The organism is Bradyrhizobium sp. P5_C12 (assembly GCF_054049735.1).
Map to the genome: position 1 here is coordinate 51857 of NZ_JBFULU010000034.1, position 22499 is coordinate 74355.

A 22499-nucleotide genomic window follows, 5' to 3' on the forward strand; every position below is an offset into this window, starting at 1 on the left:
TACAGTCTACCCCTTCGTCAGCTTGTACTGCCTCAAATCCGGATCATGCGTCATGCGCCAATAGTCGACGAAGCGCCACGGCATCGCGGAAAACACGCGGCCGCTTGAGTTGCGATAGTAGGTCGTCATGCCCGGATGGGTCCAGATCATGCCCTCGTGCTCGGCGTCCACCTTCCGGATGTAGTCGTCGTGCACGTCCTGGCGGACGTCGATGGCGGAAACGTCGTGCTCGATCATGTCGACCAGACAGGCGGAGATGTAGCGGCTCTGGCATTCCGACTGAAAGATCACGCTGCCGCCATGGGCGGGGCCGGAGTTCGGCCCCAGCATGCAGAAGAAGTTGGGAAAATCGGGCACGGTGAGGCCGAGAAACGCGGTCGGATTGTCGTGGCCCCATTTGTCGCGCAGATTCTTGCCGTCGCGGCCGGTGATGTCGAGGCGGGCCGCCATTTCCGTGACCTTGAACCCGGTCGCGATCACGATGATGTCGGCCGGGCGGTGCTCGCCGTCGGCGGTGACGATGCCGCCCTGATCGAAATGGTCGACCCCGTCGGTGACCAGCTCGACATTCGGCCGCGTCAATGTCTTGAACCAGTTGTTGTCGAGCAGGATGCGCTTGCCATAGGGCGGGTAGGTCGGCACGCATTTGGCAATCAGGTCGGGGCGATCCTTCAGCTCGGTGAGGATGAAGTCGGTCAGCTCCTGCCGGTGCCGGTCATTGCCCTTGTTGACGGCGCGCTCGGGATGCGGCCAGGCCGGGTCCTTGCGCAGGAAGGGCAACAGTCCGTCGCCATAGCGCCAGAACATGTTGAAGCGATACCACTGCACATAGAACGGCAGATGCGCGAGCAGCCAGCGCGCGCCCTCGCTGATCGGATCGGCATAGCCCTGCACCGGCCGCGCCCATTGCGCGCTGCGCTGATACACGGTGACGGAGGCGACGCGGCCGGCGATCGCCGGCACGAGCTGCATCGCGGTGGCGCCGGTGCCGATCACGGCAACATGCTTGCCGTCGAGCTTGATGTCATCGGTCCACAGCGCCGAATGCAGGATCGTTCCCGCAAAATCGTCCTCGCCCTCGAAGCGGGCGCGGGAGGGGTCGTTGAGCTGGCCAATGGCCGAGACCAGCGCGGTGGATTCGAAGGTTTCTTCGCCGTTCTGCGTCCTCAGCGTGGAGATCCAGCGCCGCTTGCCTTCGTCCCAGCGCGCCGAGGTCAGCTCGGTGTTGACGCGCAGATGCTTGCGGATGCCGTATGCGTCGGCAACCTTCTGGAGATATCCGAGCAGCTCCTCGCGCTGGCAGAAATACCGCGTCCATTCGTTGTGCGAGCTGAAGGAATAGGAATAGGAGTGGTTCGGCGTATCGACGCCGCAGCCCGGATAGCGGTTGATCCACCAGGTGCCGCCGAGCTCGTCGTTCTTCTCGACGATGGTGTAGGGGATGCCGAGATGGCCGAGCGTCACGCCAAGCGCGATGGCGCAGACGCCGGCGCCGACGATCAGGACGTGCTGATCGGCGAGTTTGCCGTCGGAAGGGCGATTGGTCCAGCGCGGTTCGCGCGCCACAAAACCCATCTCTTCGCGCATCAGCGGCGCATATTCCGGCGCGACGTTTTCGCCGAGGCAGGCGCGCATCATCCTCAGCAGCAGCGTGTCGCCGGGGTCGGCGATCACGGGCTTGGGCGCTCCGTCGGCAAAGAGGTTGACGACCGCGGCGCGAATTTCGTCCTGAACCTCCCTGGGCACGCCGGCCTCGGGATCGGGGATCAGGCGGATGTCGCGCTTCGGCAAATAGGGCGGCTCGAGCCAGCGCTCGTCGCCCGTCATGTGCACCAGCACCATCAGGAGGCAGCGGATATCGCCTTCGGCAATCGCCGAGGCGAGGTCGAGCGGCTTGCGTGGAGATGCGATGTTCATGGTGTTTCCTGATCCCCGGATGAACTGAACAGGCCGCGCGTCATCAGCTTGCGATAGGCCGAGATGACGTGATCGGGCACGGCGCTGACGCCGCCTTTCGAATAGGAGTAGCGGCGGCTGAGATAGCCGCGCGAGCCCATCAGCATGTGGACGATCGCCTCGAACTCCTCGTCGCTGTAGTCCTCGATGGCCCCGGCGAGCCGGGCGCGGCGCAGGATGCGGACATAGGCGGTCGAGATGTTGTCGAGGTGCTTCTGGTAGCCGACGGGAGCGAAGAATTCGGCCTCGTTGAGGATGCGCAAAAATTCCGGCACCTCGCAGATGAAGTCGAAGAAGGCCGAAAAGCGCTCGATCTCCTGCCGCGCCGCATCGGCCGTGCCGGTGCGCGCGCGGATGAACTCGACCATGTCGAGGCCGATTTTCGGCAGCAGCTGATCGAGCAGCTCCTGGCGGTTCTCGAAGTGATTGTAGAAGGTGCCTTGCGCGACGCCGGCCTGCTCGGTGATGCGGGCCACGGAGGCTTCGGCATAACCATGTTTGCCGACGACTTTGGTCGCGGCGTCAAAGATCTTCTGCTTGGTCCAGGCGTTGCGCTCGACGCGGTTGAGCTTCGTCACTTTTGCCGCGGTGTCTGCTCGCGTCATTCAACAGTCTCCAGCTCGGCGCGCAGCACGCGCTTGAGGATTTTTCCGCTCGGGTTGCGCGGCAGGCTGTCGCGGACAACGAGCTGTTTCGGCACCTTGAAGCTCGCCAGCCGCGCGCGGCAGTGCTCGGTGAGGGCAGGCAGCTCGAGCGTGGCGCCTTCGGCCAGCACGACGATGGCGACCGGCTTCTCGCCCCAGCGCGCATCGCGCAGGCCGATCACCGCGACCTCGCGCACCTCCGGTAGCTCGTAGATGACACGCTCGACCTCGGAGGAGGCGATGTTCTCGCCGCCGGAGATGATCATGTCCTTCTTGCGGTCGGTCAGATAGAGGAAGCCGTCGTCGTCGAGATAGCCGACGTCGCCGCTGCGGAACCAGTCGCCGAAGAATGCGGCCGCCGTCTTCTCCGGATCCTTCCAATAGCCGCGCGTAATTTTGGGCCCGCGCAGGCAGATCTCGCCGTTGACGTTCGGCGGCAGCCTCTCACCGGCCTCGTCGCGGATCTCGATCGCGACATGGGTGATGGCGCGGCCGGTCGAGCCGATCTTCTCGATCTCGCGGCCGGCCTCCATGAAGGTGTCGCCGCCCACGGTTTCGGTGAGGCCATAGGCGTCGATGTAGCGCGCGTTGCGGAACAACTCCGAGAAGGCGCGGATGCGCACCTCCGGCGTCTTCTCGCCGCCGCCGATCGCCCATCTCAGGCTGGAGACGTCGTAGCGCTCACGGGTGGGGCAGGTGAGCATCGCGGTGGTCATCACCGGCGCGAACCAGGCTGCGTTGAGCCGGTCCTCCGCGATGGCGGCAAGCGCCGCCTCGGGCTCGAAGTTGCGCTCGATGCGGATGAAGCCGCCATGCCAGAGCACAGCGATCCCGGGCAGGTCGAGCGCGCCGACGTGATAGAGCGGGCCGACGACGAGCAGCCGCGTCTCGGCGCTCAAGCCCAGTGCGATGGTCTGGTCGGCCGACTTCCAGTAGAAATTGTCGTAAGCGAGCATCACGCCCTTGGGACGGTCGGTCGTGCCCGAAGTGTACATCAGCCGCATCAGGTCGGACGGTTGGCGGACGTGGATGGGGGCGGGCGGCGCGTCGCCTGCGAGGTGCGTCACGCTGTGCTGCGCGGCTTGGTTCAGCACGACCACCGTTGCGCCCGCCGCGTTCGCCGCCAGCTCTTCGTCGACGATCAGCAGGCGGGCGCCGGCATTGCCGGCGATGTAGCCGACCTCGTCGCGGGAGAGGCGGAAGTTGATCGGCAGAAACACCGCGCCGAGATGGCTGGTGGCGAAGACCAGCTCCAGGAACGCCGCGCTGTTCTTCATCAGGACGGCCACGACGTCACCGGCACCGATGCCCTGTCCGGCGAGCCAGCCGGCGACTTGCCGGATGCGCGCGTCGAAGGCCGCGTAGGAAATCTCCTCGCCGCGATATTTCAGCGCGGGCCGCTCCGGCGTCCGCCGGGCGTGAAAGGCGATGAAGCTCGAAAGGTTGATCATTTGCGGGCTTTGGGCCGGTGTCGGCCTCATTTCCTCCCTCGATGAATTATGACTCGTAATTCATCTTTGGCTTGACGTCACCCCCCTGCCTCTGAAATTGTTGGGAACACGGAGACGAGACGATCTCCGGCAGGGATCAGGACACGCCGACCCGACAGAGGGAGGAAAAAAGATGACGAGAACCCGCAGACCGGGCATCAGCCGCCGCTCGACACTGGCGCTGATGGGTGCCGGAGCGATGAGTGTTGCCGCGCCCTGGGTGGCGCGCGCTCAGGCCAAGACCATCAAGATCGGCATGCCGACGATTCTGTCCGGCCGCGTCGCGCAGCTCGGCACGTCCTCGCGCAATGCGGTGATGCTCGAGGTCGAGAAGGTCAACGCCGCCGGCGGCCTTGCCGGTCGGCCAATCGAGATGGTGATCCGCGACTCCAAGGGCCAGCCGCAGGAAGCCGCCCGCGTCGCGCGCGAACTCGTCAACACCGACGGCTGCGAGTGGCTGATCGACGGCGAGGCGTCCTCCGGCTCTTTCGCGGTGCATGAAGTGGCGCGCGATCTCGGCGTGCTCTGCGTCCACACCTGCTCGGAAGCCTCTTCGCTGACCGCCGATCCCAAGCAGCACATTCCCAATGCGTTCCGCTGCGTGCGGCAGGGCATTCACGATTCCATCGTCGGCGGCAGCTACGCCGCCTCGATCTCCAAGGCCAAGGGCCTGAAGAAATGGGCGACCTGCTCGCCCGACTATGCCTATGGCCGCGACACCACCGGCGAGTTCACGCTGTACCTGAAGCGCTTCGCGCCCGACGTCGAGGTCATCAGCGAGTCCTGGCCAAAGCTGTTCCAGCCAGACTACACCGAGGTCGTCACCAAGATTTTGCAGGCGAAACCGCAGGCGCTGTACTCCTGTCTGTGGGGCGGCGATCTCACCTCCTACATCGACCAGGCCAACATCTACGCGATGTTCGGCCAGATGGAGGTGTTCGCGGTCAACATGGCCGACTACACCGCGCTCACGGTGGTGAAGAACCTGCCCAAGGGCATCCACTCCGGCAACCGCTACATCAAGACGTTCCCGACCACGCCGGAAAATGCCGCCTGGGGCGATGCCTACAAGGCCAAGTACAACGAGTATCCGACCAACTGGTCGTGGCAGAACGCCACCGCGGTGATGTTCCTCGCCGAAGCCGCCAAGAAGGCGAACTCCACCGACGGCAAGAAGATCGCGGAGGCCTTGGCCGGCCTCACCATCAAATGCCCGTTCGGCGCCGACGGCTCCGTGACGATGCGCGCCGACGACCACACGCTGGTCGGCTACGCGATCGGCTGGGGCACCACGATCCCGCAGGAGCCCTATGTGCCGGAGGTCAAGGCCGGCGACTGGAAGACCATCTTCGAGCTCGAGGCCGAGTGGAAGAAGAGCAAGGGCTACACCTGACAACGCGTTCGGCGGAGACGGGCGACCGTCTCCGCCGTCTTGTTTTGGTTCTCCGCGCCGTATCAGGCGCGCCGCAATGAAAGTGCACCCGTGGATCTCGACGCGCTTGCCGGCTGCCTTTCCAGTTCCGCCTGCCTGGTGACGCAAACCACCAGCGGGCTCATCATCGGCATGCTGCTGTTCCTGGTCGCGGTCGGGCTGACCCTGATTTTTGGCGTGCTCAAGATCGTCAATTTCAGCCACGGCGCCTTCTACATGTTCGGCGCCTACTTCGCGATGACGGCCTATCAGCTCACCGACAGCTTCGCGCTGGCGATACTCGCGGGCGCGGCCGGCACCGCGATCCTCGGCCTGGTCTTCGAGCGCGTGTTCATGAGCCGCGTCTATGGCGCGGACGTGCTGATGCAGCTGTTGGTCTGCTACGCCTTCGTGCTGATCTTCGACGATGTGGTGCGGCTGATCTGGGGGCCGGAATTCAAGTCGATGGGCATGCCGGCGGCATTCCAGGTGATGCCGCTGTTCATCGCCGGCGGCGTGGTGCCGCCTTACTATCTGCTGCTGATCGGCGTGGCGCTGGTCGCGGCCGCCGTGCTCGGCTTTGGCCTGTCGCGCAGCCGCATCGGCAAGGTGATCCGGGCGGCGGCGCATAATCCCGGCATGGTCTCCGCGCTCGGCATCAACACCGGCCTGATCTATGGCGGCGTGTTCGCGCTTGGCGGCATGCTGGCGGGGCTCGCCGGTGCGCTCGCCGCGCCGGTGCGGTCGCTGACGCCGGGCATGGGATTTTCGGTGCTGATCGAATCCTTCATCGTCACCGTGATCGGCGGCATGGGCTCGATCCTCGGCGCGCTGATCGGCGCGCTGCTGATCGGCCTGATCCGCTCCTTCGGCTCCCAGGGCTTTCCGTTGTTCACGGAAGGCCTGATGTATCTGTTCATGGTGATCGTGCTGGTCTCCAAGCCCACCGGCCTGTTCGGCAAGGAGGCGGCATGACCGAGCTGGAGGCCGGACGCGCCGAGAGGCTGGTGCCGGTGCGCAACGGTGCGGTGCTGCAACGCTATCGCGACGTGCTGATCGCGTTGCTCGCCTTTGCCGTGCTCGCGAGCCTGCCGCTGTTCACCGGCAGCAAGGCGCTGCTCGACTTCGTCATCCGCTGCTCGGCCTACGGCCTGTTCGCGACCTCGCTCAATCTGCTGGTCGGCTATACCGGCCTGACCTCGTTCGGCCATGGCATGTTCTTTGGCTTGGGCGCCTATGGTTACGGCCTGATCATGCAGCGGCTCGGCGTGCCGATCCCGGTAGCCTTCGTCGCGACGCTTGCGATCACCGCCGTGGTCGCTGCCGTCATCGGCGCGATCTGCGTGCGGTTGAAGGAGATCTATTTCGCCTTCGTCACGCTGGCGTTCCAGATGCTGATCCACTCGACCATCCTGTCCTGGGCCTCCTTCACCGGCGGCGACCAGGGACTGCGCGGCGGCATTCCGCGGCCGGTGTTTCTCGGCGTCGATCTCTCCAACCATGTCCATCTCTATGTCGCGAGCTGCGCGCTTTTGATCCTTGGCCTGCTCGCGATGCGGCAGATCGCGCAGTCGCCGTTCGGCTACACGCTGCGCATGATCCGTGACAATGCCGCGCGCGCGAGCTTCCTCGGCATCGACGTCTGGCGCGCAAAACTCACCGTGTTCGTGCTGGCGGCGCTGTTCGCGTCGATGGGCGGCATGGTGATGGCGCTGTTCGTCTCCGGTGCCTATCCCGAATTCGCCTATTGGACGATCTCGGGCGAGGGCATCTTCATCAACATGCTCGGCGGCGTCTCGACCTTCCTCGGACCAATGGTCGGCACGGTGCTGCTGCTGCTGCTCAACGACACCGTCACGCGGTTCACCGAATATCATGGCATCGTGCTCGGCGTGGTCATCCTGTTCTTCGCGCTGGGCCTGCGCAAGGGCCTGCTCGATTTCGTCGCCGAATGGTTCGCACACCGTCGCGACGCAGGCGAGGAGCGCTAGTGATGTCAGGTTTATCCATCGGGCAGTCGTTCCGGGGCGCACGAAGTGCGAACCCGGAATCTCGAGATTCCGGGTCTGGTCCTGACGGACCATCCCGGAATGACGATGCCAGACAACTGCGCGAGACGCACCATGCTTGAAATCCGCAACCTCGCAAAATCCTTTGGCGGCGTGAAGGCGACGAACGACGTCACGCTCGATTTCCCCGACGGCTCGCTCACCGCGGTGATCGGCCCGAACGGCGCGGGCAAGAGCACGTTCTTCAACCTGATCACCGGCGCCTTGAGGCCGGATTCCGGCCAGGTCCTGCTCGACGGCGTCGACCTGGCCGGCCGGTCGCCGCCGGAGATCGTGCGCCACGGCATCGGCCGCGCGTTCCAGGTGGCCAGCATTTTCAAATCGCTCACGGTGCAGGAGACCATGCTCGCCGCGGTCAGCGCCGACCAGCGCACGTCGGCGGTGCTGCACAAGCGCTTTCCGTTGCCCGAGACGCGCGACCGTGCCGAGTATGTGATGGAATTGCTGGGCCTGGCGGGAAAACGCAACCGCACAGCCGCGACGCTGTCGCACGGTGACCAGAAGCTGCTCGACATTGCGCTGGCGCTGGTGCTCGAACCGAAAGTGCTGCTGCTGGACGAGCCGACCGCCGGCATGGGCCCGGAAGAGCGCTGGCGCATGATCGACAAGGTGYGCGAGCTCTGGGAGCGCGAGAAGATCACCGTCGTCTTCATCGAGCACGACATGGACATCGTGTTCAAGATCGCACCAAAAATCGTCGTGCTCTGTTACGGCCGCATTCTCGCCACCGGCACGCCCGACGAGATCCGCAACAACACCGCGGTGATCGAGGCCTATCTCGGCACCGAACATGCGGGAGCCGCCGCATGAGCGCAGCCATCATCGAGGTCGCCGATCTCGACGTCTATTACGGCACCAGCCAGATCCTGTTCGGCGTCAGCCTGTCGGTACGTCAGGGCGAGACCATGGCGCTGTTGGGGCGCAACGGCGCCGGCAAGTCCACCACCATGAAGGCGATCATGGGCCTGGCGCCGCCGCGGCGGGGCAAAGTGAGCCTGCGCGGCGCGGTGATCTCCGGCCTCAAGCCGCACAGCATTGCGCGCGCCGGGCTCGGCTTCGTGCCGGAGGACCGCCAGATCTTTCCTGAGCACACGGTCGAGGACAATCTTGTCATCGGCAAAAAGCGCGGACCGGACGGCGAGGACGTATGGTCGATCAAGCGCATCTACGAGGTCTTTCCGCTGCTGGAGCCGCTGCGCCATCGCATCGCGGGGCGCCTGTCGGGCGGCGAGCAGCAGATGCTTGCGATCGCGCGCACGTTGATGGGCAATCCGGCGCTGCTGCTGCTCGACGAGCCGAGCGAGGGGCTTGCGCCGATCATCGTGCAGCGGATCGGGGAGTTGTTACGGCAGCTCCGCTCGCTCGGTTCGACCGTGTTGATCGCCGAACAGAACATGCATTTCTGCCTGGGCCTGGCGAGCCACGCCACGGTGATCGACAAGGGCCAGATCGTCTATGCGGCTGACATCGATGAGCTGAAGGCCAACGACGCGATCCGTCGCCGTTATCTGGCCCTCTAGCCGGGCTGCCGGAGCCAACAGGGCCCCGAAAGAAGAAAACCATCGTCCCGGCCTCCCGGCACGGAAGGAGTTTTCTTTCCCGGGACCAAAAAAGCCAATCGCTTCCATTGCTGATCGGGGCGGAAACGACGACATTCTGTCCAGAAATCAAACGACTGGCCTGATCATGGAACGCACTGGATTTGAACCGTTTGGCGAGCGCCTGGTGTCTGCGACGGACACCCAGCCGCGTTCGCGCGCGTCAAAATACCTGCTCCGGGCCGGAACGGGCCTGTTCTGGTCCCTGGTTGCGGCCATCGTGTTTGCGCGTGCGGCGTTTTTCGAGCCGGGCGTCTATGACAGCTTCAGCCGCGTTGCCTCGCTCGCCAAGAGCCTGATCTTCTGAGGCATCGCATCGGGGCCTGAGGACAGAACTTCCCTCGGGCCTGATATGTCGAAAACTTATTTCCCAACCGGGTCGTCCTGCGTATAAATCCTTCTCCTCCGGGAGAGATTTGTGTCGCAGAATCAAGCATCCAGTTCGGCCACGGCCAAGCCGGCCACCACCGCAAGCCGCCTTCTCGCGCTGATCCCCGGCGTTCTCCTCTGTATCGCTGTCGCCGGTGTCTCGGCCCTGCTGGAGCGGGCGGAACTGGGCGTTTTCGAGCATCCCTATGTCGAGGCGCTGGTGATGGCGATCCTGCTCGGCATGGCCTTGCGCAGCTTCTGGAAGCCCGCGCCACGCTGGCAGGCCGGTATCGCCTTCAGCGCCAAGCAGCTGCTCGAAGTCGCGGTGATGCTGCTCGGCGCTTCCATCAGCTTTGCCGCCATTGCGGCCTCGGGCGTCGCGCTGCTGGCCTCGATCGCCGCCGTCGTCGTGGTCGCGCTCAGCGCCAGCTTCGGCCTCAGCCGCCTGCTCGGTCTCTCGACCCGGCTGTCGATCCTGATCGCCTGCGGCAACTCCATCTGCGGCAATTCGGCGATCGCGGCGGTGGCCCCGATCATCGGCGCCAACAATGATGAGATCGCGTCCTCGATCTCCTTCACCGCGATCCTCGGCGTCATGATGGTGCTGGGGCTGCCGCTGCTGATTCCGCTCCTTCAATTGTCCGCCACGCAATACGGCATCCTCGCGGGCCTGACCGTCTATGCCGTGCCGCAGGTGCTGGCGGCGACAGTGCCGGCCGGGCTCGTCAGCACGCAGATCGGCACGCTCGTCAAACTGATGCGCGTGTTGATGCTCGGGCCCGTCGTCGTCGGCCTGTCGCTGGTGGCTTCGCGTTGGCAGAGCGACGCCAAGAAGACCAGTGTCGGATTCTTCCGCCTTGTGCCCTGGTTCATCCTCGGCTTCCTCGTGCTGGCAACGTTGCGTTCGCTCGAGATCGTGCCGGCCACCGTCGTAGGGCCGGTGACGAAGATCACGGGTTTTCTCACGGTGGTGTCGATGGCCGCGCTCGGGCTCGGCGTCGACGTGCGCGTGCTCGCCAATGTCGGCGGCAGGGTGACCGCGGCCGTGACGCTGTCGCTGATGCTGCTGCTCGGCATCAGCATCGCACTGGTGCACTGGTTCAAGTGAGGGGCGCGAAGGTGCCGTAGGGTGGGCAAAGGCGCGAAAGCGCCGTGCCCACCGTTCGGTTCGGCGTGCGACCAAGATGGTGGGCACGCTTCGCTTTGCCCACCCTACGAGACCGTCATCCCCGCAAGCGGGGCGAGGTGAAGTCAGATCACATCCGCCAGCGAAGCGCCGTGCAGCTCGATGTTGAGCCCTTGCATGCCCAGATCGCTGATCTCGCCGCCCATCGCCTTGATGCTCTCCTCGCGGATCAAGGACATCAGTCCGCGGCGCAGCGCCAGAAATTCCGACGACATCATCATCGATTGCTGCCGCGGCCGCTCCAGCGGAATCGGGATTTCGGCCTTGATCGAGCCGGGGCGCGCGGTCATGCAGTAGACCCGATCAGACAGGAAGATCGCCTCGTCGATGTCGTGGGTGACGAACAGCACCGAGATCTTCAGCCGCTGCCACATGTTGGTGAGGATCTGCTGCATGATGACCCGGGTCTGAGCGTCGAGCGCGCCGAACGGCTCGTCCAGCAGCAGGACCTTCGGTCCCGTGGCGAGCGCGCGGACGATGCCGACGCGCTGCTTCATGCCGCCGGAGAGCTTTTCCGGATAATGCTTCTCGAAGGCCTCCAGCCCTGCCAGCCCGAGCAGGGTGCGCGCCGCGCGCTCGCGCTGGGAGCGCGCCATGCCGCGCATCTTCAGGCCGAACTCGACATTCTCCCGCACCGTCTTCCAGGGAAACAGCGAATATTGCTGGAACACCATGCCGCGCTCGGCGCTGGGGCCGTTGACCTTCTCGCCGTCGACGGTGACCACGCCGGTGGTCGGCTTGAGGAAGCCCGCGACCGCATTGAGCAGCGTCGACTTTCCGCAGCCGGAAGGACCGACGATCGAGACGAACTCGCCCGGATTGACGTGGATCTGGGTGTCGGTGACGGCCTCAACCGGTCCCTCGATGCTGTCATAGCTCAGCGAAAAATTCCTGACCTCGATATGGCCCTGCGGTGCTTTGGCCAGGATCTCGTTCATTTCAGCCTCCACGGCATCACCAATTGTCCGGCGCCCCGGATCAGCAGGCTCGAGCCGAGGCCGAGCACGCCGATCGCGATCATGCCGAGCGCAATGTCGGCATACTGAACCAGCGAATAGGCCTCCCAGGTGAAATAGCCGATGCCGTATTGCCCGGAGATCATCTCGGCGGCGATCAGCGACACCCAGGCGACGCCCATGCCGACGGTGAGGCCGGTGAAGATGTGCGGCAGCGAAGCCGGGAAATAGACTTCACGGAAGATCGAGCGCTCGCGCGCGCCGAGACATTGCGCGGCGCGCACCAGCACGGGATCGACCAGCGACATGCCGTGCAGCGTATTGACCAGGATCGGGAAGAACGAGCCGAGGAAGGTGATGTAGACGATGCTCTGCTCGTTGGTCGGCCACAGCATGATCGCCATCGGCACCCAGGCGATCGCCGGGATCGGCCGCAGCACCTCCGCCACCGGGAAGATGATCTCATGCACCAGCTTGAAGCGGCCCATGATCAGCCCGAGCGGCACCCCGACGATGGCCGCAAGCGAGAAGCCGATGAAGATGCGCCGGCAGCTCAAGAGGATGTGCAGCAGGAATTTTGGATCGTGGATCGCCTTGGTGAAGCTCGCATAGACCGCGAGCGGCGAGGGCACGTTGGTGAAGCGCACGAAGAACACGACGCGGTAGGTCGTGAGCAGGTGCCAGACCAGCAGGAAGGCGAGCAGCGACATGATGCCGATCGCGATCGCGCGCAGCCCGCCGCGGTTCAGCCGGTACCAGCGCAGCGCAAGCGTACCGAAGGAGGCCGGCGTCGCGGGCGATGCGGCGGGGACGGGGTCCGCCTCCGCGGTACCTGCCGGCATGCTGTCCTCGGAATGTCTGAGGATGGCGGGGCTGCTCACGTCTTGCCTCCGCTGACCGCCGCCTTCACCGCGTCGTCGAAGCCGAGCACCTTGCCGCTGATCTTGGCGGCATGGGCCTCGGCGTCCTTCTTCAGCAGGAACGGCGCCACCTCGCCATCGCCGACCGCGAAGAAGGCCTGGTCGGCGAACAGCTTGATGCCGCGCGTGGTGTCGAAGACGTAGGCGACGTTGATCTTCCTGCCCTTGGCCTTGTAGTCGGCATAGGCCCCCAGCGTGCAGGCCGCCGACGCAAACGGCAGGATGCCGGCCCCGTCGACCCAGACCTCGCCGGCCTTGCGCGGATCGGCGATCGGTTTCTTGCAGAAGGTGTCTTCGCCTGAAATCTCGTAATTCTTCGTGCTGCCGAGTTGCGCGTCATAGTCGAGCTTCATCTCGGCATAGGCCTTGCGGATGTAGGAATCATCGACCCACTTCTTCGGATCGAACTCCTTCATGCGGCCGAGATTCTGCAGCACCTTGACGTCGGTCGTGGCGGCATCGATCAGTGCCGGCTTGACGGTCGGGTCGGTGGTCATGTTGCCGCTGGGACCGAGGAAGATGTAGACGACCTCCTTGCTGATGCCGGTCCATTCCTGAATCTTTTCGGCGGCAAGTTTTGGATCATCCCGCAGCCACTGGTTGGCGGCGATGACCGCCTTCAGATAGGCGATGACGACCTCCGGATATTTCTCCGCAAAGTCGGTGCGGACGACGATGCCGTGGAAGGTCGGCAGGTTGGTCTCGACGCCATCAAAAATCTTTCGCGCGAAGCCGCGGAACGGCAAGAGCTCGGCGAAGGGAACGAAGTCGGCATGCGCGTCGATCTTCTTCTCCTGGAGATTGGTCGAGCCGACCTCCGGGCTCTGGCTGACGAGCTGGAAGAAATCGGCCGGATAGCCACGGTCCTGCATCGCCTTCAGCACCATGCCGTGCGCGGCGGAGCCGAAGGGAACGCTGACGAGCTTGCCCTTGAGATCGGCGAATTCGTAATAGGGTGAGTCCTTGTGGACGACGATGCCGTTGCCGGAGCCGGACAGGCTGTAGGCGGCGATGCCGATCAGCCGGCTCTTGCTCTCGGGATTGGTTTCGAAGGTGAAGCCGTTCACGATCAGCGGATAGTCGCCCATCATGCCGATCTGCAGCTTGTTCGCCATCATCGCGTTGGTGACGGGCGGACCGGACGTGAAGTTCTGCCACTCCAGCTCGAACTTGATGTTGGAATATTTGCCGTCCTTCGGCAGGTATTTTTCGAGGAGATGCAACTGGCGGATGACGACGCCGGCGGTCACCGTGTTGGTCGTGGTGTCCTGCGTTCCGATGCCGAGCGTGACGGTTTCCGCAATGGCCGGCTGTGCGAGGAGAAGCGCCAGCGACGTCACCGACATCGCGATCGAGAGCGTGGGAAGATGGCGGACCATTCTCATCCTCATTCGGTTGGATGTGCTGTGGTTGCCATGATTGGGTGAGGGCGCGGGCAGGGCAAATCCGGAATTACCGTCGCAGTCGATTAGTTGCCGGGAAAAGCTGATTGCATACTCCTTGGGCAGTCCTGCACGATAAAGCCGCTTGCATGTGCATCCGCGCGGGTCGCCGCCGGTTTTAGTCGGCCGCCTGGCCGCGCATCTCTTCCAGCACGTCGGGCCGGCAGACCACGATCTGCGACCGCTTGGTCAGCACGATTCCCTTCTCCTGCATGCGCTTCAGGCTGATCGTGACCCATTGCCTGGTGGCGCCGACCATGTGGGCGATGTCGGCATGAGTGAAGGCGGCCGCGATCACCCGGCCGTCGGCATCCTCGACGCCATAGAGCTCGACGAGATGCAGCAGCAGGTGCGCGAGCCGCTGCGTGATCGAGCGCGTTCCCAGCATCTGGGCCAGCGCCGAATAGCACTTGCCCTTGAAGGTCAGCCCTTCGATCAGGCCGATGGCCAGATTGGGGATCTCCACGGCAAGCGCCCGCAGCTCTTTTCCGGGCAGGTGCACGACACTGCAATTGCTGGATGCAACGCCGGACCATTGGTGCACGGTGCCCTCGAACACTTCGGGCCCGCCGACGAAATTGCCGACATGCCAATAGGCCAGCGTGATCTCGCGCCCGAGCGGAGAGGTGTAGAACACGCGAATGCGGCCGCTCTCGATCAGCCAGATGCCGTCATGCTTGCCGCCCTGGCTGAACAGCGTCTGGCCGCGGTTGAGCACCTTGCGGCGGCCCTGCTTCAGCACCAGCTCGCGCTCGCGCGGCGTCAGCTTGTCCATCAGCGGCGGCGGTCCGCCGATCCATTGCTGGTTCTCGGTGAGCAGCAGCGAGGAGCTGCCGGCAGGCCGACCCGTTGCGGGAACCGTCCCGCGAACCACACTGGCCGCCTGCAACATCACCTGCCTCCGGAACGTTCAAATCGTTCTAAAGAGGAGCAATGTCCGTGCCAGATGGGGTTAGGAACCGGGCGATATGCATGAAGCCGTCGTCCTGGCGAAAGCCAGGACCCATTACCACAGGCGTGTGTGGGTGCACGCCGCTGTGGCCACAACCCGCTTTCGCAACTCGCTCTTGGGGTAATGGGTCCTGGCTTTCGCCAGGACGACATTGAATGTTGAGCTAGCGCCCCGCCAAACTCAGCAAATACGGCTTGGGATAAATCCCCCGATTGTGCCCGTCCGAAAACGAGATGTTCAGCCCGTAGCCGAGATCGCCGATCTCGGTGATGGCGATGCCCGGGAAGCGTTCGGGGAAGCGGCCGTCGAAGCGGGCGCGGGTGCAGTGGGCGCATTTGCAGGAGAGGCGGAGCTGCTCGGCGGGAAGGCTGAGTTGATCGGCCTGCGCGGTGCGGACAAGCAGCGTCGCGAGATCGGCGCTTGCTTCATAGTCGGCCACGGTCGGCGGCACCAATGCGGTCACGGTCATGACGAACCTCCGACTCTCTTCTACGCGGGCGCGGCACCGCCGCGATAGCAACTAATTGCCAGCGCGGATGCGCGGCGGGAGTGGTCGTCTGCGCTTGCTGCCTCATCTTCAATCATCGCCCGCGAAATGTGAAACTAATCGACCGGGAATTTCAGTTCGGCGTTGCCGGAATCCCGCCTCTCCGAAACCTTGTGCGCAATCGATGGCTAAGGAGAGACAACGGATGAGTGCCTTTCAGAAGGAAACGGTTTTGTCGGTCAGGCACTGGACCGACAGCCTGTTCAGCTTCACGGCGACGCGCGATCCCGGCTTCCGCTTTCAGAACGGCCAGTTCGCGATGATCGGGCTGGAAGTCGAGGGCAAGCCGTTGATGCGCGCCTACAGCATGGCGAGCGCCAATCACGAGGAGGCGTTGGAGTTCTTCTCGATCAAGGTTCAGGACGGCCCGTTGACCTCGCGCCTGCAGAAGATCCGGGAGGGCGACGTCATCCTGGTCGGCCGCAAGGCCACGGGCACGCTGATCACCGGCAATCTCATTCCAGGCAAGCGGCTGCTATTGCTCTCGACCGGCACGGGGCTTGCGCCGTTCGCGAGCCTGATCAAGGACCCCGACGTCTACGAGAATTACGAGACCATCGTGCTCGCCCATGGCTGCCGCCAGGTCTCCGAGCTCGCCTATGGCGAGCACCTCGTCGACGGCTTGCGCAATCACGAATTCTTCGGGCCCCTGATCCGCGACAAGCTGGTCTACTACCCGACGGTCACCCGCGAGCCGTTCAAGAACCGCGGACGCATCACCGATTTGATCGCATCCAACCAGATGTTCGACGATATCGGGCAGTCCGGCCTCGATATCGGGACGGATCGCATCATGCTGTGCGGCAGCCCGGGAATGCTGGAGGAGCTGCACGAAATGCTCTCCGCGCGCGGCTTTGTGGAGGGGAACCACAGCCAGCCCGGCCATTTCGTGATCGAGAAGGCTTTCGTCGAGCGGTGAGGACAAATCGCATCGCGGCGACAACTAATTGCTATCGCCGAGAAGCCCCCTGAACAAATCTGATGCAACGGCGCCGGACCTGCCGGCGAACCAGGAGCAAGCGATGGCACTAGATCAGATCGTCGACGGACTTTCGGAGGTTTCCTGCGATGTGCTGGTCATCGGCGGCGGCACGGCCGGCCCGATGGCGGCGCTCAAGGCGAAGCTGAAGAACCCGAAGGCCAATGTCGTCCTGCTCGAAAAGGCCAACGTCAAGCGTTCCGGCGCGATCTCGATGGGCATGGACGGGCTCAACAACGCCGTCATCCCCGGCTACGCCACGCCGGAGCAGTACACCAAGGAAATCACCATCGCCAATGACGGCATCGTCGACCAGAAGGCGGTCTATAAATACGCGCAGAACTGCTACAAGATCATCGAAGAGCTCGACAGTTTCGGCATCCGCTTCCTGAAGAACGAGAACGGCGACTATGCCGTCAAGAAGGTGCATCACATCGGCACCTACGTGCTGCCGATGCCGAACGGCGAGACCGTGAAGAAGGCGCTCTACCGCCAGCTCCGCCGCGCCCGCATCCTGATCTCCAACCGCTACATGGCGACGCGGCTCTTGAAATCCGCCGACGGCCGCATTGCCGGCGCGATCAGCGTCAACACCCGCACCGCCGAGATCCTGGTGATCAAGGCCAAGGCGGTGATCCTGTGCATGGGCGCCGCCGGCCGCCTCGGTCTGCCGACCTCCGGCTACATGTTCGGCACCTACGAGAACGCCGCCAATTCCGGCGACGGCTACGCCATGGCCTATCACGCCGGCGCCGCGCTGGCGAACCTCGAATGCTACCAGATCAATCCACTGATCAAGGACTATAACGGCCCGGCCTGCGCCTATGTCGCCGGACCCTTCGGCGCCTTTACCGCCAATAATGAAGGCTCGCGCTTCATCGAATGTGACTACTGGTCCGGCCAGATGATGCTGGAGTTCTACAACGAGTTGCTGTCGGGCAAAGGACCGGTGTTCCTTCAGCTCAAGCATTTGCATCCCGACACCATCTCCGAGATCGAATCCACCTTGCACAAGGTCGAGCGTCCCACGCGCGGCCTGTTCCAGCAGGGACGCGGCGTCGACTACCGCAGCGAGTCGATCGAGATGCATATCTCGGAGATCGGTTTCTGCTCCGGCCACAGCGCCTCCGGCGTGTTCGTCGACGACAATGCCCGCACCACCGTGCCCGGCCTCTATGCCGCCGGCGACATGGCGAGCGTGCCGCACAATTACATGCTGGGTGCCTTCACCAACGGCTCGGTCGCCGGCATCGACGCCATGGAGTTCGCCGACAGCCACGACTTTGCGGAATTCGACGCGGCAGACGTCGCCAAGGAACGCGACCGCGTGCTGGCGCCGACCAGGCGCGAGGACGGCATTCCACCGAACCAGGTCGAGTACAAGACCCGCCGTCTCGTCAACGACTATCTCCAGCCGCCAAAGGTCACGCGCAAATACGAGCTCGGCATGCGCCGCCTCGCCGAAACGCGGCAGGACATGCAGGAGCACATGATCGCCCGCAACGCGCACGAATTGCTCCGCGCGCTCGAAGTGCAGTCGATCATGGATTGCGCCGACATGGCGGTGCATGCCTCGCTCTACCGCGAGGAAAGCCGCTGGGGCCTCTATCACTGGCGCACGGATTTTCCGGAGAAGGACAACGAGAACTGGTTCTGCCACACGCTGCTCTCCAAGCAGGACGGCAAGATGACCAGCGAGAAGCGCGCGGTGGAGCCCTATGTCGTGCCGATCGCGGACGACGAGAAGGACCTCTACGACAAGCAACGCATCCGCGCCACCGCCTGATCCACCGCACAAGCAACAGGAGAATTACGATGCCTCTCGCGTCCTATCAGACATCGGTTCCGGTGGTCGTCGACGACGCCAAATGCATCGCCGACAAGGGCTGCACGGTCTGCGTCGACGTCTGCCCGCTCGACGTGCTGCGCATCAGCGACATGACCGGCAAGGCCTACATGGCCTATGATGAATGCTGGTACTGCATGCCCTGCGAGGCGGATTGCCCGACCGGCGCCGTCACCGTCAACATTCCCTATCTGCTGAGGTAGTCATGGCGAGCCCGTTCGAGTCCTATGACGATCTCGAAGACGCCGACGAGCGGCTTCAGGCCGCCGATCCCGCCGAGCGCCGCGTCGCCATCATCGCACTCGGCCATTCCGGCGATCCGGCGGCGGTTGCGCATCTCGCCAACATGGTGGCCGATCCCGATGCCGGCGTGCGCCAGCAGGTCGCGATGGCGCTCGGCGAATTCGACGGGCCGGAGTCGGCGAGGGCGCTGATCAAGCTGTTGGTTGATCCTGAAAGGATCGTGGCGTCGGCCGCGGCCGACAGCATGGCGGAGTTCAAGGATCCCGCCTGTGCCGAGATCATCCTGCCGCTGGTCAAGCACGCCCACGCCTTCGTCCGCATGGGCGCGTTGCGCGCGCTGAAGGAGCTGCGCTGCAAGGATACGCTGAAGCCGGCGCTGGAAGCGCTGCTGGATTCTGACGCCGCGGTGCGCGTGCAGGCGATCGGCGTGATCGGCTTCCTGAAGCTGGAAGAATCGATCCCCGCGCTGACCGCGCTGATCAACGATCCCGACGCCCATGTGCGCCGCGCCGCCGTGAGCGCGCTGGCGTTCTCGCAGCTGAAACCCGCGGCGGAGACGATCACGCGTGCGTTGAAGGATTCCGACTGGATGGTGCGCGAGATGGCGGCGGAAACGCTCGGCCTCAACGTCAATGGTTCGCTTGCGGCCGATCAACTGGTCGCGTGCCTTGCCGACGAATTCTGGCAGGTGCGGCTGAAGGCGATCCGCAGCCTCGGCAAGATGAAGATCGAGCGCGCGGTGCGCCCGATCGGCAATTGCATCAACCACGACCAGGCCAATTTGCGGAAAGAGGCGGCTGCCGCGCTCGGCGAGATCGCCCATCCCGACGGCGAAGCGTTCCTGGCCGTCATCGCCGACGATGCCGATCCCGATGTGCGCAAGAATGCACGCTGGGCGCTCCAGCAGATTGCAGCCCGCAAGGCGCGCGCAGGCGCATAAAGGCGCGGGCAGGGGCATAGCGGCTCTTCGCTGCCGGTCTGGACTTCCCGTGCCAGACGTTTATTGGTCTTCGCCAATGGGATCGGCTGCTCTCAACGCGGCCGGTCCGAAAAACAGCGAGGACGCGGGCCATGACGACTTTGACGGTTAAAGATCTTCTCCCAGAGGACGGCACGCGGGGAACGCTCGTCGGCCGCGTCTGGCTGCCGCAGGTCAATGGTCCAGCCGTGGTCGCCGTGCGCGCCGACGGTGTCTTCGACGTCACCGCAAGGTTTCCGACCGTCAGTGCGCTCTGCGAAGAGGACAATCCGGCCAAGGCGCTTGCCGCGACCAAGGGCGAACGCATCGGCGATCTCGACGCCATCGTGGCCAACACGGCACCCGACGGGCGTGACCCCAAGAAGCCCTGGCTGCTCGCGCCGGTCGATCTCCAGACTCTGAAGGCCGCCGGTGTCACTTTCGCCATCTCGATGCTGGAGCGCGTGATCGAGGAGCGGGCCAAGGGCAATCCGGCCTCGGCCGAAGCAATCCGCAAAGAGGTGACACGGCTGATCGGCGACGACCTGTCGAAGCTCAAGCCGGGCTCGGATCAGGCGATGCACCTGAAGCAGGTGCTGATCGATCAGAACGCCTGGAGCCAGTATCTCGAGGTCGGCATCGGCCCCGACGCCGAGGTCTTCACCAAGGCGCCGACTATGTCCTCGGTCGGCACCGGCATGGATGCCGGTCTGCATCCGAAATCGACCTGGAACAACCCGGAGCCTGAGCTGGTGCTGTTCGTCTCCAGCCGCGGCAAGATTGTCGGTGGTGCGCTCGGCAACGATGTCAATCTGCGCGACTTCGAGGGGCGCTCGGCGCTGCTGCTCTCGAAGGCCAAGGACAACAACGCCTCCTGCGCGATCGGCCCGCTGCTGCGCCTGTTCGACGACAGTTTTACGCTCGACGACGCGCGCAAGCTCGACATCAGCCTGAACGTGAAGGGGGCGGACGGTTTTGTCCTCGACGGCCACTCCTCGATCAGCAAGATCAGCCGCGATCCCACCGATCTGGTTGAGCAGACGATCGGGCCCGTGCATCAATATCCCGACGGCTTCGTGCTGTTCCTCGGCACCATGTTCGCGCCGGTCAAGGATCGCGACGCGCCGGGGCAGGGCTTCACCCACAAGCGCGACGACATCGTCACGATCGCAGCGCCCCAACTCGGCAAGCTCGTCAACCGCATGCGCGGCAGCGACCAGTGCGAACCCTGGACCTTCGGCATCGGCGCGCTGATGAAGAACCTGGCGCAGCGGAAGCTGATCTAGCTCGCTGTTCTTCGCCTCTCCCCGCGTGCGGGGAGAGGCCGGAATTCGCGCGCGAAGCGCGAATTCCGGGTGAGGGGGACTCTCCGCGAGTCGATTTGGTCGATAGACGTTGAACTCTCTCCACATCGTCATTGCAATAACGGGATTGAGCAGCGAGCGCTTATCTCTCCCCGTCACCCTGAGGTGCGCGCTCTGCTGCGCGGAGCGTTGCAGGGCAAGCCTCGAAGGGCGACGGCCCGGCTGCGTCGGGGCCGCTCATCCTTCGAGGCTCTCCATGGGACGCGCTGCGCCCCATGGCTCGCATCTCCAGCGACAACGGCTTCGCCGTTGCGCGGGGATGACGGAACCAATAGTGCCCTCATTGCGCGCGCAGCGAAACAGTCCGGCCTACGTCATTTCCTTCATCTCCCCGTTGCATCGCTGGAACAAAATCGCGCTGGGCGTGTCATAGGACTGCCCTCCCGCTTCCAAGCCGCTCCGCGCAAATAGTCAGATAATATGACTAGTCGGAACCGATCTTCCGTGAAATAGTGCCTCCCGTCGCCCTAAAGGGCGATCTTTGGGTGCCATGTTACCAATCGGCGCCCGGGATAAACACTTGGGAGACACGCCTGATGACCCTCAAAGCCCTTTTTGTAGCCAGCGCCTCCGCCGCGTTGCTGCTAGCGCTGCCGGCCAGCGCCGGCCAGCTCACCATCGGCTTCTCGCAGATCGGATCGGAATCCGGCTGGCGCGCGGCCGAAACTTCCGTCTCCAAGCAGGAAGCCGCCAAGCGCCAGGTCAATCTCAAGATCGCCGACGCTCAGCAGAAGCAGGAGAACCAGATCAAGGCGATCCGCTCCTTCATCGCGCAGAATGTCGATGCGATCTTCCTTGCGCCCGTGGTCTCGACCGGTTGGGACTCGGTGCTGAAGGAGGCCAAGGAGGCCAAGATCCCGGTCGTGCTGCTCGACCGCGACATCGATCCCTCCGGCAAGGAGCTCTATCTCACCGCCGTCACCTCGGACAGCGTGCACGAAGGCGAGGTCGCCGGCGACTGGCTTGCGAAGACCGTCGGCGGCAAGGCCTGCAACGTCGTTGAATTGCAGGGCACGGTCGGCGCGAGCGTCGCCGCCAACCGCAAGAAGGGTTTTGACACCGCGATCGCCAAGCATGCGAACCTGAAAGTGGTGCGCAGCCAGACCGGCGACTTCACCCGTGCCAAGGGCAAGGAGGTGATGGAAAGCTTCATCAAGGCCGAAGGCGGCGGCAAGTCGATCTGCGCGGTCTATGCGCATAACGACGACATGATGGTCGGTGCGATCCAGGCGATGAAGGAAGCCGGCCTCAAGCCCGGCAAGGACATCCTCACCGTCTCGATCGACGCGGTTCCCGATATCTTCAAGGCGATGGTCGCCGGCGAAGCCAACGCCACCGTCGAGCTGACGCCGAACATGGCGGGCCCGGCGCTCGATGCCATCGCGGCCTTCAAGGACAAGGGCACCACGCCGCCGAAATGGATCCAGACGGACTCGAAGCTCTACACCGCCGCCGACGATCCGCAGAAGATCTACGACAGCAAGAAGGGCCTCGGTTACTGAGGCGGGGAATTGCGCCGTCGGCACTTGTCCGATGGCGCTCCCTTTCGAAACCGCTGCGCGAACGGAT

Annotated in this window: 21 protein-coding genes; 13 read left to right on the forward strand and 8 right to left on the reverse strand. The window is 64.1% G+C overall.

Going from position 1 to position 22499, the window contains the following annotated elements; translation table 11 throughout:
- Window positions 1-6: 6 nt before the first annotated feature.
- Genes ACXJMY_RS26385 through ACXJMY_RS26395 form a run of 3 tightly spaced genes read right to left on the reverse strand, consistent with a single transcriptional unit; the run spans window position 7 to window position 4051 of the window.
- Window positions 7-1917, reverse strand: coding sequence for a flavin-containing monooxygenase (locus tag ACXJMY_RS26385; protein ID WP_456622268.1), 1911 nt, complete (start codon window positions 1915-1917; stop codon window positions 7-9).
- Window positions 1914-2561, reverse strand: a complete 648-nt coding sequence (locus ACXJMY_RS26390; protein ID WP_456622269.1) for a TetR/AcrR family transcriptional regulator — start codon at window positions 2559-2561, stop codon at window positions 1914-1916. The genes ACXJMY_RS26385 and ACXJMY_RS26390 overlap by 4 nt, the downstream gene beginning before the upstream one ends.
- On the reverse strand, window positions 2558-4051 hold the full coding sequence (locus ACXJMY_RS26395; protein ID WP_456622270.1) for an AMP-binding protein: 1494 nt from the start codon (window positions 4049-4051) through the stop codon (window positions 2558-2560). Before ACXJMY_RS26395 ends, ACXJMY_RS26390 begins: the two co-directional genes overlap by 4 nt.
- Before the next feature lie 172 nt (window positions 4052-4223).
- Here ACXJMY_RS26395 and ACXJMY_RS26400 point away from each other — a divergent pair, with 172 nt between their 5' ends.
- The 7 genes from ACXJMY_RS26400 to ACXJMY_RS26430 all read left to right on the forward strand — a co-directional run bounded on the left by ACXJMY_RS26400 (window position 4224) and on the right by ACXJMY_RS26430 (window position 10645).
- Complete coding sequence (locus ACXJMY_RS26400; protein WP_456622271.1) at window positions 4224-5483, forward strand: ABC transporter substrate-binding protein; 1260 nt, start codon at window positions 4224-4226, stop codon at window positions 5481-5483.
- Window positions 5484-5573: 90 nt separating this feature from the next.
- The gene (locus ACXJMY_RS26405) at window positions 5574-6476 is read left to right on the forward strand and encodes a branched-chain amino acid ABC transporter permease (protein ID WP_456622272.1); all 903 of its coding nucleotides are present in this window, start codon (window positions 5574-5576) and stop codon (window positions 6474-6476) included.
- Window positions 6473-7492, forward strand: coding sequence for a branched-chain amino acid ABC transporter permease (locus ACXJMY_RS26410; RefSeq protein ID WP_456622273.1), 1020 nt, complete (start codon window positions 6473-6475; stop codon window positions 7490-7492). The genes ACXJMY_RS26405 and ACXJMY_RS26410 overlap by 4 nt, the downstream gene beginning before the upstream one ends.
- A gap of 132 nt (window positions 7493-7624) precedes the next feature.
- Window positions 7625-8380: an ABC transporter ATP-binding protein gene (locus ACXJMY_RS26415; RefSeq protein ID WP_456622274.1), complete on the forward strand. Its 756-nt coding sequence runs from the start codon at window positions 7625-7627 to the stop codon at window positions 8378-8380.
- The gene (locus ACXJMY_RS26420) at window positions 8377-9090 is read left to right on the forward strand and encodes an ABC transporter ATP-binding protein (protein WP_456622275.1); all 714 of its coding nucleotides are present in this window, start codon (window positions 8377-8379) and stop codon (window positions 9088-9090) included. Before ACXJMY_RS26415 ends, ACXJMY_RS26420 begins: the two co-directional genes overlap by 4 nt.
- Before the next feature lie 205 nt (window positions 9091-9295).
- Window positions 9296-9475, forward strand: a complete 180-nt coding sequence (locus tag ACXJMY_RS26425) for a hypothetical protein (protein WP_456622276.1) — start codon at window positions 9296-9298, stop codon at window positions 9473-9475.
- 111 nt (window positions 9476-9586) lie between these two features.
- Window positions 9587-10645 (forward strand): YeiH family protein, encoded by a 1059-nt coding sequence (locus ACXJMY_RS26430; RefSeq protein ID WP_456622277.1) that lies wholly within the window; start codon window positions 9587-9589, stop codon window positions 10643-10645.
- A 143-nt stretch (window positions 10646-10788) separates the two neighbouring features.
- Here the strand turns inward: ACXJMY_RS26430 and ACXJMY_RS26435 are convergent, their stop codons facing one another.
- The 5 genes from ACXJMY_RS26435 to ACXJMY_RS26455 all read right to left on the reverse strand — a co-directional run bounded on the left by ACXJMY_RS26435 (window position 10789) and on the right by ACXJMY_RS26455 (window position 15462).
- The gene (locus ACXJMY_RS26435; RefSeq protein ID WP_456622278.1) at window positions 10789-11661 is read right to left on the reverse strand and encodes an ABC transporter ATP-binding protein; all 873 of its coding nucleotides are present in this window, start codon (window positions 11659-11661) and stop codon (window positions 10789-10791) included.
- Complete coding sequence (locus ACXJMY_RS26440; protein WP_456622279.1) at window positions 11658-12560, reverse strand: ABC transporter permease; 903 nt, start codon at window positions 12558-12560, stop codon at window positions 11658-11660. Before ACXJMY_RS26440 ends, ACXJMY_RS26435 begins: the two co-directional genes overlap by 4 nt.
- On the reverse strand, window positions 12557-13978 hold the full coding sequence (locus ACXJMY_RS26445; protein ID WP_456622280.1) for an ABC transporter substrate-binding protein: 1422 nt from the start codon (window positions 13976-13978) through the stop codon (window positions 12557-12559). The genes ACXJMY_RS26440 and ACXJMY_RS26445 overlap by 4 nt, the downstream gene beginning before the upstream one ends.
- A 181-nt stretch (window positions 13979-14159) precedes the next feature.
- Window positions 14160-14933, reverse strand: a complete 774-nt coding sequence (locus tag ACXJMY_RS26450; RefSeq protein ID WP_456622281.1) for a Crp/Fnr family transcriptional regulator — start codon at window positions 14931-14933, stop codon at window positions 14160-14162.
- Window positions 14934-15156: 223 nt separating this feature from the next.
- Complete coding sequence (locus ACXJMY_RS26455) at window positions 15157-15462, reverse strand: gamma-butyrobetaine hydroxylase-like domain-containing protein (protein WP_456622282.1); 306 nt, start codon at window positions 15460-15462, stop codon at window positions 15157-15159.
- A 223-nt stretch (window positions 15463-15685) separates the two neighbouring features.
- On the opposite strand from ACXJMY_RS26455, the gene ACXJMY_RS26460 reads away from it, so the two are divergent.
- The 6 genes from ACXJMY_RS26460 to ytfQ all read left to right on the forward strand — a co-directional run bounded on the left by ACXJMY_RS26460 (window position 15686) and on the right by ytfQ (window position 22432).
- Window positions 15686-16459 carry a ferredoxin--NADP reductase gene (locus ACXJMY_RS26460; RefSeq protein WP_456622283.1) on the forward strand — a complete coding sequence of 258 codons (774 nt, stop codon included), beginning with the start codon at window positions 15686-15688 and terminating at the stop codon, window positions 16457-16459.
- A gap of 103 nt (window positions 16460-16562) precedes the next feature.
- Window positions 16563-18305, forward strand: a complete 1743-nt coding sequence (locus ACXJMY_RS26465; RefSeq protein WP_456622284.1) for a fumarate reductase/succinate dehydrogenase flavoprotein subunit — start codon at window positions 16563-16565, stop codon at window positions 18303-18305.
- 29 nt (window positions 18306-18334) lie between these two features.
- The gene (locus ACXJMY_RS26470) at window positions 18335-18568 is read left to right on the forward strand and encodes a 4Fe-4S dicluster domain-containing protein (RefSeq protein WP_008141081.1); all 234 of its coding nucleotides are present in this window, start codon (window positions 18335-18337) and stop codon (window positions 18566-18568) included.
- A 2-nt stretch (window positions 18569-18570) separates the two neighbouring features.
- Window positions 18571-19548: a HEAT repeat domain-containing protein gene (locus ACXJMY_RS26475; RefSeq protein ID WP_456622285.1), complete on the forward strand. Its 978-nt coding sequence runs from the start codon at window positions 18571-18573 to the stop codon at window positions 19546-19548.
- 131 nt (window positions 19549-19679) lie between these two features.
- Window positions 19680-20852, forward strand: coding sequence for a fumarylacetoacetate hydrolase family protein (locus ACXJMY_RS26480; RefSeq protein ID WP_456622286.1), 1173 nt, complete (start codon window positions 19680-19682; stop codon window positions 20850-20852).
- A gap of 614 nt (window positions 20853-21466) precedes the next feature.
- The gene (gene ytfQ / locus ACXJMY_RS26485) at window positions 21467-22432 is read left to right on the forward strand and encodes a galactofuranose ABC transporter, galactofuranose-binding protein YtfQ (protein WP_456622287.1); all 966 of its coding nucleotides are present in this window, start codon (window positions 21467-21469) and stop codon (window positions 22430-22432) included.
- Window positions 22433-22499 lie beyond the last annotated feature (67 nt).